Genomic DNA, 13559 nt, shown 5'->3' on the forward strand with positions numbered 1-13559 from the left:
GCCGAGGCGTGATAGTCGCCGAGACGGCCGAGGGCTATCAGTTCGTCACACAGCCCGACCACGCCGCCCTCGCGGGACAGTTCGCCGACGCGTGGGGCTCCGAGTCGGTCGACCGCCCCGACCCCTTCGACTCGCTGGTCCTCGCGGCGTACGCCCACGACACGGGCTGGCGGACCTACGACCGTCGCCCTCACCTCGCCGACGGCGACCCGGTCGACTTCCGGGAGATGCCTCCCGACACCTGGATCGACCTCTACGACGAGGGGACCGACGCCGTCGTCGGGATGGACGCCTACGCCGGCCTGCTCGTCTCGATGCACGGCGCCGGCCTGCGGAACCGCCGCTACGGCCTCTCTCCGGAGTGGCCCGCGACGCCGGCCGAGTACCGCGAGTTCGTCGAGCGCGAACACCGGCGCCAGCGTCGACTGCTCGACGGCCTCCTCGACGACCCGGACGGGACCACCGGCGGAGGCGGAACGGTCGGCGAGGACGAAGCGATCGGTGGAGGCCGAGCAGGCGAAGCGGACCGCGACGGGCCGGTGGGCGAGGCCGACCGCGACCTGCTCCGCTCGCTCCACGCGGACGAGGGCGTGCCCGGAGACTACGACGGGCGGCTGTGGGCGGACTACCGCCGGCTCCAGGCGTGGGACGCCCTCTCGCTGTCGTTCTGTATCACGGACGATCCGCCCGGGTACGGGGAGGTCGAGGCCGTCCCGACGAGCGGGCCGCGCGGCGAGGCGACGCTGTCTGTGACCCGCGTCGGAGCCGGGGAGTACGCGGTCGACCCCTATCCGTTCGACGAGTCGCCGCTGACCGTCACGGTTCCCGTCCGGACCGTCACGACGCCAGTCGACGACGACTCGTCACTCGCGCGGGCCTACTACGCCGCGGGCCGCGAGACGCGACGGTTCGCGCTGCGACGAGGCGAGGCGTAACCGTCGGCCCCGGGACGGGCGAGCCATACGCTTATTAACGACCGGGTCCCCCACTTGACAAGGAGACATCATGGGGGAGATGGGACGCGACGTGCGGGTGCTGCACGTCGACGACGACGAGGACCTGGCGGCGGTCGCGAGCGACTACCTCGAACTGGAGAGCGACCGGCTATCGGTGGCGACTGTCTCGGACCCGGAGCGGGCGCTGGAACGGGTCAGGTCGGAGTCGTTCGACTGCGTCGTCAGCGACTACCAGATGCCGGAGATGTGTGGGTTCCAGTTACTGGAGGCGGTGCGGGCGGAGTACCCGGACTTGCCGTTCGTCCTCTTCACCGGGAAGGGGAGCGAAGAGGTGGCGAGCGAGGCGGTGTCGGCCGGCGTGACCGACTACCTCCAGAAGGAGACCGGAACCGAGCAGTACGCGGTGCTCGCGAACCGCGTCGAGAACGCCGTCGCCGCGGCGCGGGCCGAGCAGCGGGCCGAACGCCAGGAGCGCATCACTGCACTGGTCAGGGACATCAACCGGCGGTTGGTCGAGGCTGACACCATCGCGGCGGTCGACCGCGCGGTCTGCGAGGCGTTCGCCGACTCGGAGACCTACCGATTCGCGTGGATCGGCGAGCCAGACCCGGAGACGGGCGAGATCGTCACGCGTGCCGCCGCGGGCGGGGCCGACGAGTACCTCGACGGGGTGACGGTCCGTCACGACGACACGCCGCAGGGGCGAGGCCCGGCCGGCCGGGCGGCTCGCTCGGGCGAGGTCCAGTACGCCGCGGGCGTCCCCGACGACGAGACGCCGGCCGCCTGGCGGACCGTCGCCGAACGTCACGGGGTCGAGTCGGTCGTGGCCGTCCCGCTGTCGGCGGACGCGGGGTTCCACGACGTGCTCGCCGTCTACGCGGACACGGCCGACGCCGCGAGCGAGACCGAGCGGGCGGTGCTCGCGGAACTCGGCGACACCGTCGGCGAGGCCCAGGCGGCCGCCGAGACGCGCCGCCGGCTGGAGGGGTTGCACGCGGTGACCCGCGAACTGGTCGACGCGGAGACGAAATCGGAGGTGGCGCGGCTGACCGTCGACGCGGTCCGCGACACGCTGGGCTACCCGAACAACCTCGTCAGGCTCGTCGACGACGACGACCGGCTCAGGCCCGTCGCCATCTCGGAGGGCGCGGCGGTGATGCTCGGTAACCGACCCGCCTACCCCGTCGGCGAGGGGACCGCCGGGCGCGCCTACGCCGACGGCGAGACGCTCGTCGTCGACGACGTGCGGGCGATCGACGACGGCTACGACCGGAAGGACGCCCGCGCGTCGATGTACGTCCCGATCGGTGACCACGGGACGCTCTCGATCGGTGACACCGCCACCGGCGTGTTCGACGACTCGGACGTGTCCCTCGCCGAGATATTCGCGGCCAACGCCGAGGCGGCGCTCGACCGCGTCGAGCAGGCCCAGACCCGGAAGCGACAGAACGAGCGGCTGTCGGCGTTCACCAGCGTCGTCTCCCACGACCTGCGGAACCCGCTGTCGGTGCTCGTCGGGTCGCTCCCGCTGGCGGAGGAGACCGGCGAGGACGAACACTTCGAGCGGTGTTACCGCGCGCTCGACCGGATGGAACGCCTCATCGACGACCTCCTCCGACTGGCCCGCGAGGGCGAGACGGTCGACGCGCCGGCGCCCGTCGGCCTGGCGACCGTCGCCCACGACGCCTGGGACACCGTCGACACCGCCGGCGCCACCCTCCGCGTCGAGACCGACGCGACCGTCATCGCCGACGGGTCGCGCCTCCGGCAGCTCGTCGAGAACCTCTCCCGCAACGCCGTCGAACACGGCGGCGACACCGTCACCGTCGGCGACATTCCCGAGGACGAGGGTTTCTTCGTCGCCGACGACGGCCCCGGGATCGACGAGGACGACCGCGAGCGCGTCTTCGAGAGCGGCTTCTCGACGTCGCCCGAGGGCACCGGGTTCGGGCTCGCGATCGTCGCCGAGATCGCGTCGGCCCACGGCTGGTCGGTCTCGGTCTCCGACAGCGACGCCGGCGGCGCCCGGTTCGAAGTCCGCGGGGTCGACGTCCGGGAGTGACCGGACCCGGCGGACCCGCGGCGGACAAGCGATTTATCGTCGGCCGTCCACGTGGTGTGATATGGAAGACCAGGCGTGGCGGTCGGTCGAGGTCGTCCGAAACAAACAGGGGGAGCCCCACGTGCTCCAGCAGAAGGTGACGGTGTACACCGCCGGCGTCACCGAGGAGTCCTCGGGCTACACGAAACCGGAGGTCCAGCACCGGCTCGTCCCGCTCCGGAGCCTCGTCGAGTTCGACGGCGGCTGAGTCGAGGGCCGTCGACGCGCCGGTCGCCAGCGCGTCGACTCGACTCAGCAACGGGCGCGCTCGCCCGGGAGCGCCACGTGCGATACTTTATGAGGGAGTCCGCGACCACTCACCATCGCCGTGGGAGCGCGCACGCTGGTCGCGATCGAGCGCGACGCCGACGGGTACGACCTGCACCGCTCGCAGTGGGGCGGCGAGCACGTCGACCGGCTCGTCGACCTCGTCCGGGCCGACGAGGCGCCCCCCGACCTCGTCGACCCGGAGCCGTTCCGCTCGGGCGTGTCTGCCGACGAACTCCTCGACTCGCTCGACCCCCGGGAGTTCGAGGCGTTCGTCGTCGCCGACGACCGGACCGAGGCGTACCTGGTCTGCCGGCTGGGCATCGAGACCGGTCGGGAGGCCGCGACCGCGGACGACGATGCGGTCGCCGCGACCGGCACCGAGTCGGCGGCGCTCGTTCCCTGGCCGGGCGAAGCCGCCGCCGAGCGGCTCCGTCGGTTCGTCCGCACCGCGAAGGACCTGCTCGGCGACGCGGTCGACGCCGGCCTGGTGCCCGCTCCCGCGGCGACACAGTATCTCGCCGTCCGGATCGCTCGCCACCCCGATACGCCCGACCCTGCCGCGATCCTGTGGGTCGAGGGAGGTGGTCCGGGACCGTAGCCCGCCGACTCGTCCCGTGTCGCGCGGTTTTTACCCCCTGACGCCCAACCGGGAGGCGTGACTGCCGTCGAGGACGGACTCCGGCTGGAGACGCGCGAGCGCCCGAGCCACGGGACCGCGCGGGACCTCGTGGCCGAGGCCATCGACACCGGCGCGCTCGTGACGGTCGTCGGCCGCTGCACCGTCGACTACGAGGGCCGTGCGTCGAGCACGCTCGGTCCCGGCGAGCGACTGGTGATGCTCAAGCCCGACGGCGCCGCCCTGGTCCACACCGACGAGGGCCAGCAGCCGGTCAACTGGCAGCCGCCGGACTGCGACCACGAGGCCCGCCTGGCGGATGGCCACCTCGTCGTCGAGAGCCACCGCGAGACGCCGGAGGAACACCTCCGGGTCGACTTCGAGGCGGTGCTGGAAGTGTCGGCCTACGGCCTGACCGACGAACGCGACCTCTCACTGGAGGGGACCGAGGAGGACCTTCGCCAGCGGATCCTCGACGAGCCACACCTCATCGAGGAGGGGTTCGTCCCGCTGGCGACCGAGCGGGGGACACCCGCCGGCGCCGTCGACATCTACGGCGAGGACGCCGAGGAACGTGCCGTGGCCGTCGAACTCAAGCGACGCCGGGTCGGACCCGATGCCGTGGGCCAGCTCGGCCGGTACGTCGACGCGCTGGAGCGGGACCTCCACGCCGACCGAGAGGTGCGGGGCATCCTCGTCGCGCCGTCGGTCACCGACCGCGCGAGTCGGCTGCTCGCCGAGCGCGGGCTGGAGTTCGTGCCGCTGACGCCGACCGGCGGGACCGCCGACGACTGACCGCGAAGCCATTCCTCGGCGGTCTCACGCCGCTACTCGTCCAGTGACTCCTTCAGCTCGGCGAGGGCGTTCATCGCCTCCAGCGGCGTCATCGTCGCCACGTCGAGTGCCACCAGCTTCCGCTCAAGATCCGAGGCCGGGCGGTCACCGCCGCCTCTGGTCTCTTCGTCGGCGGTGCTGCTCACGCGGACGTTCTCGCCGGGGTCGTACCCGTTAGCGTCGGCCGCGGGTTCGCCGCGCTCGTCGGAACCGCTCTCGCCGAGCAGTTCCCGGGAGCGGTCGACTACCTCGGCCGGGACGCCGGCGAGCTTCGCCACCTCGATGCCGTACGACGCGGCGGCGGCGCCGGGCGCGACCTCGTGCTCGAAGGCCACCTCGCCGTCGGTGCGCTCGGTCTCGAAGTGAAGGTTGAACACGCCCGACAGGTCGTCGGCGATGGCGGTCAGCTCGTGGTGGTGCGTGGCGAACAACGTCGTCGCGCCCACCTCGTCGTGGACGTGTTCGGTGACCGCTCGGGCGATCGCGAGGCCGTCGGCGGTGCTGGTCCCGCGGCCAACCTCGTCGAGCAGGACCAGCGAGTCCTCGGTGGCGTTGGTGAGGATGTCGGCGAGCTCGGTCATCTCGACCATGAACGTCGAGCGGCCGCCGGCGATGTCGTCGCTGGCGCCGACGCGGGTGAACACGCGGTCGACGACCGGCAGGCGCGCCTCGGCGGCGGGGACGAAACTCCCCGCCTGAGCGAGTACGGAGGTGAGCGCCACCTGGCGCATGTACGTCGACTTGCCGCTCATGTTCGGGCCCGTGACGACGGCGAAGAAGTGCTCGTCGTCGAAGTGGGCGTCGTTGGGGACGAACCGCTCCTCCGTGCGCTCGACGACGGGATGGCGCCCCGCCGCCACCTCGAACTCGTCGGCCCCGACGGCGGGCCGCGTGTAGTCGAACTTCGCGGCCACGCTCGCGAAGGAGACGAACACGTCCAGCCGGGCGAGACGGTCGGCCAGCGCCTGCACGCGCTCGGACTCCTCGGCCACGTCCCGGCGGACCGCACAGAACAGCTCGTATTCGAGGTCGTCCGCCCGGTCCTCGGCGCGGATGATCTCGTCTTCGCGCTCTCTGAGCTCCGGCGTGACGAACCGCTCGGAGTTCTTCAGCGTCTGTCGGCGCTGGTAGTCGTCGGGCACGCTGTCGAGGTTGGGGTCTGTCACCTCGATGTAGTAGCCGTGGACGGAGGTGTGGCCGACCTTCAGCGAGTCGATACCGGTGCGCTCGCGTTCGCCCGCTTCGAGGTCGTCGATCCACGCCTTGCCCTCCCGTTCCGTCGCTCGCAACTCGGCCAACTCCTCGTCGAAATCGGGCTCGACGATGCCGCCCTCCGTGAGGTCGGCGTCGGGGTCGCGCTGGATGGCCTCGTCGATCAGCTCGCGCACGTCGGTCAGCGGGTCGAGGTGCTCGCGCAGCTCGACCAGCGTCGCCGAGTCGGCGTCGGCCAGGGCGGCTTCCACGTCGGGGACGACCGCCAGCGTGTCGTGTAGCGACCGCAGGTCCCGCGCCGTCGCGCGGCCGCGGGCGACACGGGATATCAGTCGCTCGATGTCGTACACGTCGTCGAGCAGGTCGTGCAGGTCCTCCCGGAGCGTCACGTCGCCGGTCAACTCGGCGACGGCGTCGTGGCGGGCGGCGATGCGGTCCTCGTCGAGCAGCGGGCGGCGCAACCAGTCGTCGAGCTTCCGCCGGCCGAGCGCGCAGGCCGTCTCGTCCAGCGCGTCCACGAGGGTGAGCGCCCGGTCCCCGTGGACCGCGCGGCGGTCGAACAGTTCGAGACTCTCCAGGGCGACCCGGTCGAGCAGCATGTACTCCCGCGGGTCGTACCGCGTGAGGGGGTTGATGTAGTCGAGCGTCGCCGTGTCGTCGACACCGTCGTCGCCCGCGGTCGAACCGGGGCCGGCCACTTCGGCCGTCGAGTCGTCACCGATGTCGCCGGCGTCGGGGTTGCCGCCGCGAGTGTACTCGGCGTAGGCCAGCAGGGCGCCGCAGGCCCGGACCTCGGCTTCGTCGGCCAGCCCGAGGTCGCCGAAGTACGCCTCCACGCGCTCGCGCGCCCGCTCGGCGTCGAAGGCCGTCCGTTCGTAGGGCGAGACCATGCAGTCGCCGTCGAACACGTCCGCCGGAGCCGCCGGACCGACGATCGCCTCCGCTGGTGCGAACCGCCCGAGTTCGTCCGCGATGGAGTCCAGTCGGTCGGCACCGGTCGCGTAGCAGTCACCCGTCGACACGTCGAGCAACGCGAGGCCGTAGGGCCCGTCCCCGTCGCCGCCAGCGCCCGCGCCGCCGCCCGCACGGCTCGTGTCTCGCGTCGACGCGTCGCCACCCGGGCCGTCCGCAGTGAGACAGGCGACGTAGTTGTTGTCGGCGCTCCGCAGGAGTTCGTCCTCGGTGAGCGTCCCCGGCGTCACGACGCGGGTGACCGCCCGGTCGACGACGCCGCTGACCTCGTCGGGGTCCTCGACCTGGTCGGCGACCGCGACGCGATAGCCCGACTCCAGTAGCCGCTCGATGTACGACTCGGCGTTGTCGATCGGGATCCCCGACATCGCGTACTCGCCCGTCGAGTCCTCCCGTTTCGTCAGCGTGATCTCGCAGATGCGAGCGACACGCTCGGCAGCTTCACAGAACGCCTCGTAAAAGTCACCTACTTGAAATAAAACGAGCGAGTCGTCGTACTCGCGACAGAGTTCGAAGTACTGGGCCATCATCGGCGTCAGGTCCTCTTCGCGCTCGGCCATCTTCGCCGGCGCACCCAGTGCCGCGTCCATGGGTGTGTGAGAGCGGGTCGCTCGGGTTATATCCATCGGCTTTCCGTCTCCGACTCCGTCGACGATCCGAGGAGGGCCGAGCGTTCGGTCCGTGTTGCGTATCATCACCGCTTCAGTAGCAATGGATAGTCTTGGCCGTTTCAAACGATGGCGGTTCGGTCGCTGATCCAATTTCTGAATCCCCTTCCGTGCGCTCGATCGTTCGAGAGGTTACCCGGTACCACGCTCCGAACGGCATATCCAGGATCGGGGGCGGTGATGGCGTCTCTGTAGCTGTAACTGGTTCCATGTCTACCGCTTCTGTACTCAAATGGCCGGTGACTCCCGCGACGTACCCGTCGGGTATCTCTGACACGGCCGCAGTACCCGTTCGTGTCAGAATCGACGGTGTCTCGGGTACCGTGGGTTCGGCGACGTAGCGATTGTGTCGAAGTACTTTCTCGAAATCCTCTGCCCACGATGCTACCGAGGATTCGGTCACTGACCCGGGAAACTCGGGGTATTCCAGTGACCCGATCCCGCCTGCTGTCGGTTCTGTCGGCTTCGGGATGTCTTCGGCAGTACACGGTTCCGGCGTCCGAGTCGGAGTCTCTTTCGATGGAGTCTGTGACGGCGACAGAGCCGATTCTGTCGTCGATGTCGGTGCTCCCACTCGCTCTGTCTCACTGAGAGAACAGCCTGAGAGGGTAGCGAGACTTCCGAGTGTGGCCAAAATAGCCCGCCTGCGGTACGAAACCATACAGTGAAACGGAAGAGTTCAGAGTAAGTGCTTTGTGTCGCTGAGAAGACGCTACCGAGTGTCATCCGTTTCGATGCACTCGGCGGACGGCTCCCCCTCTACTGAGCATTCGCGCGCCCTCGGCGCGCGATTCACGGGACCGAACGCAGTGAGGTCCCGCTTTTTCACCCATGTTTTTGCACCGGGGGTTCCCACAGCGAGCGAAGCGAGCGAGGAAACCCCCGGTCGAAAAAGATGGAAACTAGATGGTCTAGTAAGTCTTCGCCCAGTAAGCGGTCTCCTGGGCGTCCTCGCCACAGATGGCGCAGTCGTCGTGGATCGGCTCCGCGTCGCGGTCGAGCGGGACCATGACGATCTCGGCAGCCAGCGCGTCCTTGATCGGATCCTCGCAGTCCTCGTCGCCGCACCAGCCGGTCTTGACGTAGCCGCCGTGCTGGCCGATCGTGCCGAGGATCTCCTCGCGGGAGTCGGCCTCGCGGATCTCCCCTTCCAGCGTCTCCTCGGCGCTGGCGTAGAGCTTGGCGTAGACCGTATCGAGGTGGTCCTCGACGGTCTCGGCGATGTCGGCGCGGTCCTCGACGCTGTTCTCGCCGTCGGGGCGGTGGACGAGGGTGAGCTCGTCGTCGTCGACCTCGTTGGGCCCGACCTCGATGCGCAGCGGGACGCCTTTCAGCTCCCACTCGTTGTACTTGAAGCCGGGGTTGCGGTTGTCGCGGTCGTCGAGGTTCACGCGGACGCCGGCCTCGTCGAGTTCGGCGGCGGCGTCGGCGGCGTACTCGACGACTTCGTCCTTGTTGTCCTCCTGCCAGATGGGGACCATGACGACCTGCGTGGGGGCGAGCGTGGGCGGGAGCACGAGGCCCTGGTCGTCGGAGTGGAGCATGATGAGCGCGCCCATCGAGCGCCAGGAGAGGCCCCAGGAGGTGGTGTGGGCGGTCTGCTCTTCTTCGTCCTCGTCGGCGTAGGTGATGTCGAACGCCTCGGCGAAGCTCGTCCCGAGGTAGTGTGAGGTGGCGGCCTGGACGCTTTTGCCGTCGGGCATCAGCGTCTCGATGGTCGTCGTCGTGTGGGCGCCGGGGAACTTGTCGTGGGGCGGCTTGCGGCCCTTCAGCGCGGGCATGGCCATCACGTCCTCGTAGAGGCGCTCGTACTGGTCGAGGCGGGTCATCGTCTCGTCCCAGGCGCCGTCCTCGTCGCGGTGGGCGGTGTGGCCCTCCTGCCAGAGGAACTCCTTGGTGCGGAAGAACGGCTTGGTCTCGGTGGCTTCCCACCGGACGACCGAACACCACTGGTTGAGCCGCATGGGCAGGTCGCGGTGGCTGCGCACCCAGTCAGCGATGAAGGGGGTGATGATCGATTCGCTGGTGGGGCGGACCGCCAGGCGCTCTTCGAGTTCGTCGTAGCCGCCGTGGGTCACCCACGCGACCTCGGGGTCGAACCCTTCGACGATGTCCTTCTCCCGTTCGAGGAAGCTCTCGGGGATGAACATCGGGAAGTAGGCGTTGTCGACGCCGGTGTCCTTGAACCAGCCGTCGAGGTGGTCCTGGATGCGCTCCCAGATCGCGTAGCCGCGAGGCCGGGTGACGATGAACCCGCCCATCGGTGCGTAGTCGGCCAGCTCAGCCTTCTGGACGACTTCCGCGTACCACTCGCCCGTCGAATGCTCCTTGCTCTCGGTGATACCGAGCTCTTGCTCGCCACTCATTGATTGAAACTCAGACCGCGCTGTATTAAACCGACTGTGTTCTCCCGACCGGCACTCGCCCGTAGATACATAAACAATCTCCCGACCATCCCCGGACGCGGCTGTGTCCCGGAGTTCCAGTCGGACGCTCGTGAGATCGAAGCAACCTAACACGTAGCGAGCGGAAGCCCACCTCTTCAGGAGTGGGTGTGAGCGACAACACGGCTCATCAATCCACGCGCTACGCCTCGTCTGGATGTTCCGCCGCCTCAAGTCCCGCTTCGATTACCTCTCGATAGGCTTCTTCGAGACTCTTGTCTTCCTGTTCGGCGTAGTCTTTCACGCGCCCGTTCAGCGTGTGCGAGATGTCGATGTTTGGACGCATCGTCTATGTCCAAAAGACACTTAGACATAGAGTTACAAATGTCTGTCGTCGTGAGGCGAACCAACACGTTCGCGGTGCGCCCGCGCTCCGAGCAAGACGAGCAACTGCTCCGCGACCTGTTGGACGCCTCCGCCAGCCTGTGGAACGAACTGAACTACGAACGGCGTCAGCAGTTCTTCAATGGCGACTCTGTGTGGGATACCGCCGACTACCGCAAGCAGTACGTCGGCGTCCTCGGCTCTGCCACCGCCCAACAGGTCATCCGGAAGAACAGCGAGGCGTGGCGGTCGTTCTTCGCCGCCCGCGAAGACGGCGAAGACACCGCCCCGCCCGGCTACTGGGGCAACGAAGACGACGGCAGGGAGTTGCGGACGTACATCCGCAACGACCAGTACACCCTCGAAACTGGCGAGCGGAGCCGCCTCGAAATTCCGGTCGGCCAAGACCTCAAAGACGAGTATGGGCTTGGCTACCACGACCGCTTGCGCCTCGAAGTCGCTGGCGACTCGAAGTGGAAGGGCGAACAGGGCCGGTTGGCACTGTACTACGACGAGGTGAGCGACACGTTCAGGGCCATTCAACCTGTCACCGTGCCTGCTTCTCGACAGGATTCACCACTAGCCGACGAAGCGGCTGCTCTGGACGTGGGCGCGAACAATCTCGTCGCCTGTACTACCACAACTGGCCAGCAGTACCTCTACAAAGGCTGCGACCTGTTCGCCCGCTTCCGCGAAACCACCGAGGAAATTGCTCGCCTGCAATCCAATCTCTGCGAGGGACGGTACAGCAGTCACCGAATTCGACGCCTGTACCGCAAACGAACACGACGGCGCGACCACGCACAGGGCGCGCTCGTCCGCGACTTGATGGAACGGCTGTACGACGAAGGCGTAGCGACGGTCTACGTGGGCGACCTCACGGACGTGCTCTCGGAACACTGGAGTGCCGAGGTGAACGAGAAGACCCATCAGTTCTGGGCGTATCGCTCGTTCATCGGCCGACTTGCGACGACCGTCGAGGAGTACGGCATCACAGTCGAAGTCAAGTCCGAAGCGTACACGACAGTCGAGTGTCCAGCGTGTGGCGAGCGCGAGAACACGAAGCGCAACGGAGATGTGTTCCGATGTCCGTGTGGCTACAAGGGGCACGCCGACCTCGATGCGTCGCGGACGTTCCTCGAACGACAGGCTAGCGAACTCGGAGTCGGGTCGATGGCACGGCCCGTGCGTCTCACGTGGGACGACCACAACTGGTCGGAGTTATCACGCTCTCCCGAGAGGGCCAGTCCCAATGAGGAGCGCACAAACCGGAGTACCGGCGACGGGAAACTTGCCTCCGTGGATGCGGCATAGCCAACATCCCCACCGGAGGAATCCCACGGCTTCAGCCGTGGGAGGATGTCAAGAAGCCCCGGTTGGCCGTCTCACACCGGTCGTCCTTCGTGACCGTTCCGGGACCCGCCGTCCAGAAGGCATTTGTTAGTTAGGGGTACATTCAGGGCCATGGACAGGGGGCGGCGTCGGCTGGCGATCGTGGGACTGCTGGCAGCGCTGGCGGTGCTGGCGGGGTGTTCCGGGCCGGCTCCCGAGACGGAGGTGGTCTGTGACGAGTGCGTGGACGCGGTGTCCGCGGTGGCCGAGCGGACGAACCGGTCGGTCGCGGTCGGCGAGAGCGCGACGCACGTGTATCTGAACCGGAGCGGCGACCCGTGGGTCGAGGGGCGCGTCGCCCTGGACGGGTCGGGCGTGGAGGCGCTCCGCACGAACGAGACGCTCCTGAACCTGGTGGCCACGGAGCTGACGAACGCCGACGAAGCGCGCTACGAGGACGGATACAGCCGACCGGCGTTCGACAGGCGAGGGATCTCGGTGGCGATGGACGGTGGGACCCTCGTCGTCGGCTACCGGGTCCCCGAGGTGACCGAACGCACCGTCGGCGGGACGGTGTTTCTCGACCGGTTCTACCGCCAGGACGGCGAGGGTCGAGCGGACGAGACCGACTTCGACGAGCCGATCGCGATCGAGACCGACCGGCTCGTCGTCCACGGCCCCGAGGGCACCGAACCGCTCGTCGAACCGCCCGGAGCGGCGACCCGCGGCGGCCGCGTGGTCTGGACGGACGACTCCATCTCGACGCGAACGTATCTGGTGTTCGGGAGCCCCGGGACGCCAGCGGCGCTCGCGACCGTCGTGACGACACTCGACGTGCTGGCGTGGGCGGGTCCCCCCGCGGCCTGGGGGACGGCCTTCGCGTGGGTGGTGCTCGTGCCTACGCTCGCGCTCTGTCTCAACTACACCGGTCGAGTCGAGCGGTCCGGCGGCTGGTCACCGCGGTCGGACAGGTGGTTTCAGGCGCTCGTTCTCGCCCCACTCGGGGTCGGCGTGGTCTGGGGCGGACTGGAGTCCCTCGGGAGTCTGATCGCCCTCGCCGTCGTCGTCGCCGTGGTGGTCGTCGGCGGCAGCTACGTCCCCTGGGAGTCGCTCGCGCGCTCCGAGGACGCCACCGACGAGCCGAGCGACGACGGGCGAGCGGACGGAACGGAACGGGACCAGGGGCAGACGACTGCCGACGGCGAGTACCCGAGGGTGTACTACGAGGACACTGCGACGACGATCGGACGGCTCGCCCCTGACATCGTCGCGACGCCGCGAGCGCGCGAACGGGCGCGGGTCGCCGCGGCCGCTGTCGTGGTCACGGCGCTGCTGACGCTCGTTCTCGCCGCGGCCCACACTGCGTCCTACGCCGGATGGGTGGTGAACATCGCGGCCCTGACGACGCCGGCGGCCTTCACGGTGCTCGGCTTCGCAGTGGCCGACCGAGCACGCACACGACTGCAGTGGACCGCCACGGCAGCCGCTCTGACCGGAGTGTGGCTCCTCGCGTTCGGCCGGCTCGTCGACGTCGGTGCGCACGACGGCAGCGTGGTCTGGCTGGTGATCGGCTGGGGAGTCGTCGCGTCGTACGTGGGCTCGTTGCTCTTTTACGCCGGTCTCTGGGCGTCCACTCGCTGATCCAGTGAGCGCAGTCCGTTCGGACTCGACGGGTCTCCGCCGCCAAACCCACCCGCCGCGCTCTTGCGACGAAAAGACGGACGTTCGTCCGGTGTGGTGTCCGATACCACACAATAATTAAGTATAAACCACGCTTCCCTTCACGTATGTCCTCCGCCAGCCCGGTGCGGACGGCGCCCCTTTCGCTGC

At 68.6% G+C, this 13559-nt stretch carries 10 protein-coding genes; 7 read left to right on the top strand and 3 right to left on the bottom strand.

The genetic code is table 11. The features are described 5' to 3' along the window. Positions 1-8: 8 nt before the first annotated feature. From C475_RS18020 to nucS, 5 genes are all read left to right on the top strand, one after another. The gene (locus C475_RS18020) at positions 9-935 is read left to right on the top strand and encodes a DUF3891 family protein (RefSeq protein ID WP_006885305.1); all 927 of its coding nucleotides are present in this window, start codon (positions 9-11) and stop codon (positions 933-935) included. Positions 936-1005: 70 nt separating this feature from the next. After that, on the top strand, positions 1006-3018 hold the full coding sequence (locus C475_RS18025) for a GAF domain-containing protein (protein WP_049930864.1): 2013 nt from the start codon (positions 1006-1008) through the stop codon (positions 3016-3018). Positions 3019-3079: 61 nt separating this feature from the next. Beyond that, positions 3080-3265 carry a hypothetical protein gene (locus tag C475_RS18030; protein WP_006885307.1) on the top strand — a complete coding sequence of 62 codons (186 nt, stop codon included), beginning with the start codon at positions 3080-3082 and terminating at the stop codon, positions 3263-3265. A gap of 120 nt (positions 3266-3385) precedes the next feature. After that, positions 3386-3925 carry a DUF6735 family protein gene (locus tag C475_RS18035; protein WP_006885308.1) on the top strand — a complete coding sequence of 180 codons (540 nt, stop codon included), beginning with the start codon at positions 3386-3388 and terminating at the stop codon, positions 3923-3925. Between the two features lie 57 nt (positions 3926-3982). Continuing rightward, a complete protein-coding gene (nucS, locus tag C475_RS18040; RefSeq protein WP_006885309.1) occupies positions 3983-4738 on the top strand; it encodes an endonuclease NucS in 756 nt (251 codons plus the stop codon). Positions 4739-4770: 32 nt separating this feature from the next. On the opposite strand, the gene mutS is transcribed toward nucS, so the two are convergent. The 3 genes from mutS to C475_RS24010 form a co-directional block, all read right to left on the bottom strand. Continuing rightward, a complete protein-coding gene (mutS, locus tag C475_RS18045; protein WP_006885310.1) occupies positions 4771-7551 on the bottom strand; it encodes a DNA mismatch repair protein MutS in 2781 nt (926 codons plus the stop codon). A 989-nt stretch (positions 7552-8540) separates the two neighbouring features. Beyond that, entirely contained in the window at positions 8541-9995 is a 1455-nt protein-coding gene (gene proS, locus C475_RS18050) for a proline--tRNA ligase (protein ID WP_006885311.1), read from the bottom strand. A 220-nt stretch (positions 9996-10215) separates the two neighbouring features. Next, positions 10216-10359 (bottom strand): hypothetical protein, encoded by a 144-nt coding sequence (locus C475_RS24010; RefSeq protein ID WP_006885312.1) that lies wholly within the window; start codon positions 10357-10359, stop codon positions 10216-10218. A gap of 38 nt (positions 10360-10397) precedes the next feature. Between C475_RS24010 and C475_RS18055 the strand changes: the two genes are divergently transcribed. Next, positions 10398-11711: an IS200/IS605 family transposon protein TnpB gene (locus C475_RS18055; protein ID WP_006885313.1), complete on the top strand. Its 1314-nt coding sequence runs from the start codon at positions 10398-10400 to the stop codon at positions 11709-11711. A gap of 150 nt (positions 11712-11861) precedes the next feature. Further along, positions 11862-13370: a hypothetical protein gene (locus C475_RS18060; RefSeq protein WP_049930866.1), complete on the top strand. Its 1509-nt coding sequence runs from the start codon at positions 11862-11864 to the stop codon at positions 13368-13370. Positions 13371-13559 lie beyond the last annotated feature (189 nt).

The sequence above is a fragment of the Halosimplex carlsbadense 2-9-1 genome (genome assembly GCF_000337455.1).
GTDB lineage: Archaea > Halobacteriota > Halobacteria > Halobacteriales > Haloarculaceae > Halosimplex > Halosimplex carlsbadense.

Bases quoted from the DNA above. Each gene is read 5' to 3' on its own strand.
- C475_RS18025 (WP_049930864.1), top strand. From the start codon at position 1,006: ATGGGGGAGATGGGACGCGACGTGCGGGTGCTGCACGTCGACGACGAC.
- C475_RS18030 (WP_006885307.1), top strand. From the start codon at position 3,080: ATGGAAGACCAGGCGTGGCGGTCGGTCGAGGTCGTCCGAAACAAACAG.
- mutS (WP_006885310.1), bottom strand. From the start codon at position 7,551: ATGGACGCGGCACTGGGTGCGCCGGCGAAGATGGCCGAGCGCGAAGAG.
- proS (WP_006885311.1), bottom strand. From the start codon at position 9,995: ATGAGTGGCGAGCAAGAGCTCGGTATCACCGAGAGCAAGGAGCATTCG.
- C475_RS24010 (WP_006885312.1), bottom strand. From the start codon at position 10,359: ATGCGTCCAAACATCGACATCTCGCACACGCTGAACGGGCGCGTGAAA.
- C475_RS18055 (WP_006885313.1), top strand. From the start codon at position 10,398: ATGTCTGTCGTCGTGAGGCGAACCAACACGTTCGCGGTGCGCCCGCGC.
- C475_RS18060 (WP_049930866.1), top strand. From the start codon at position 11,862: ATGGACAGGGGGCGGCGTCGGCTGGCGATCGTGGGACTGCTGGCAGCG.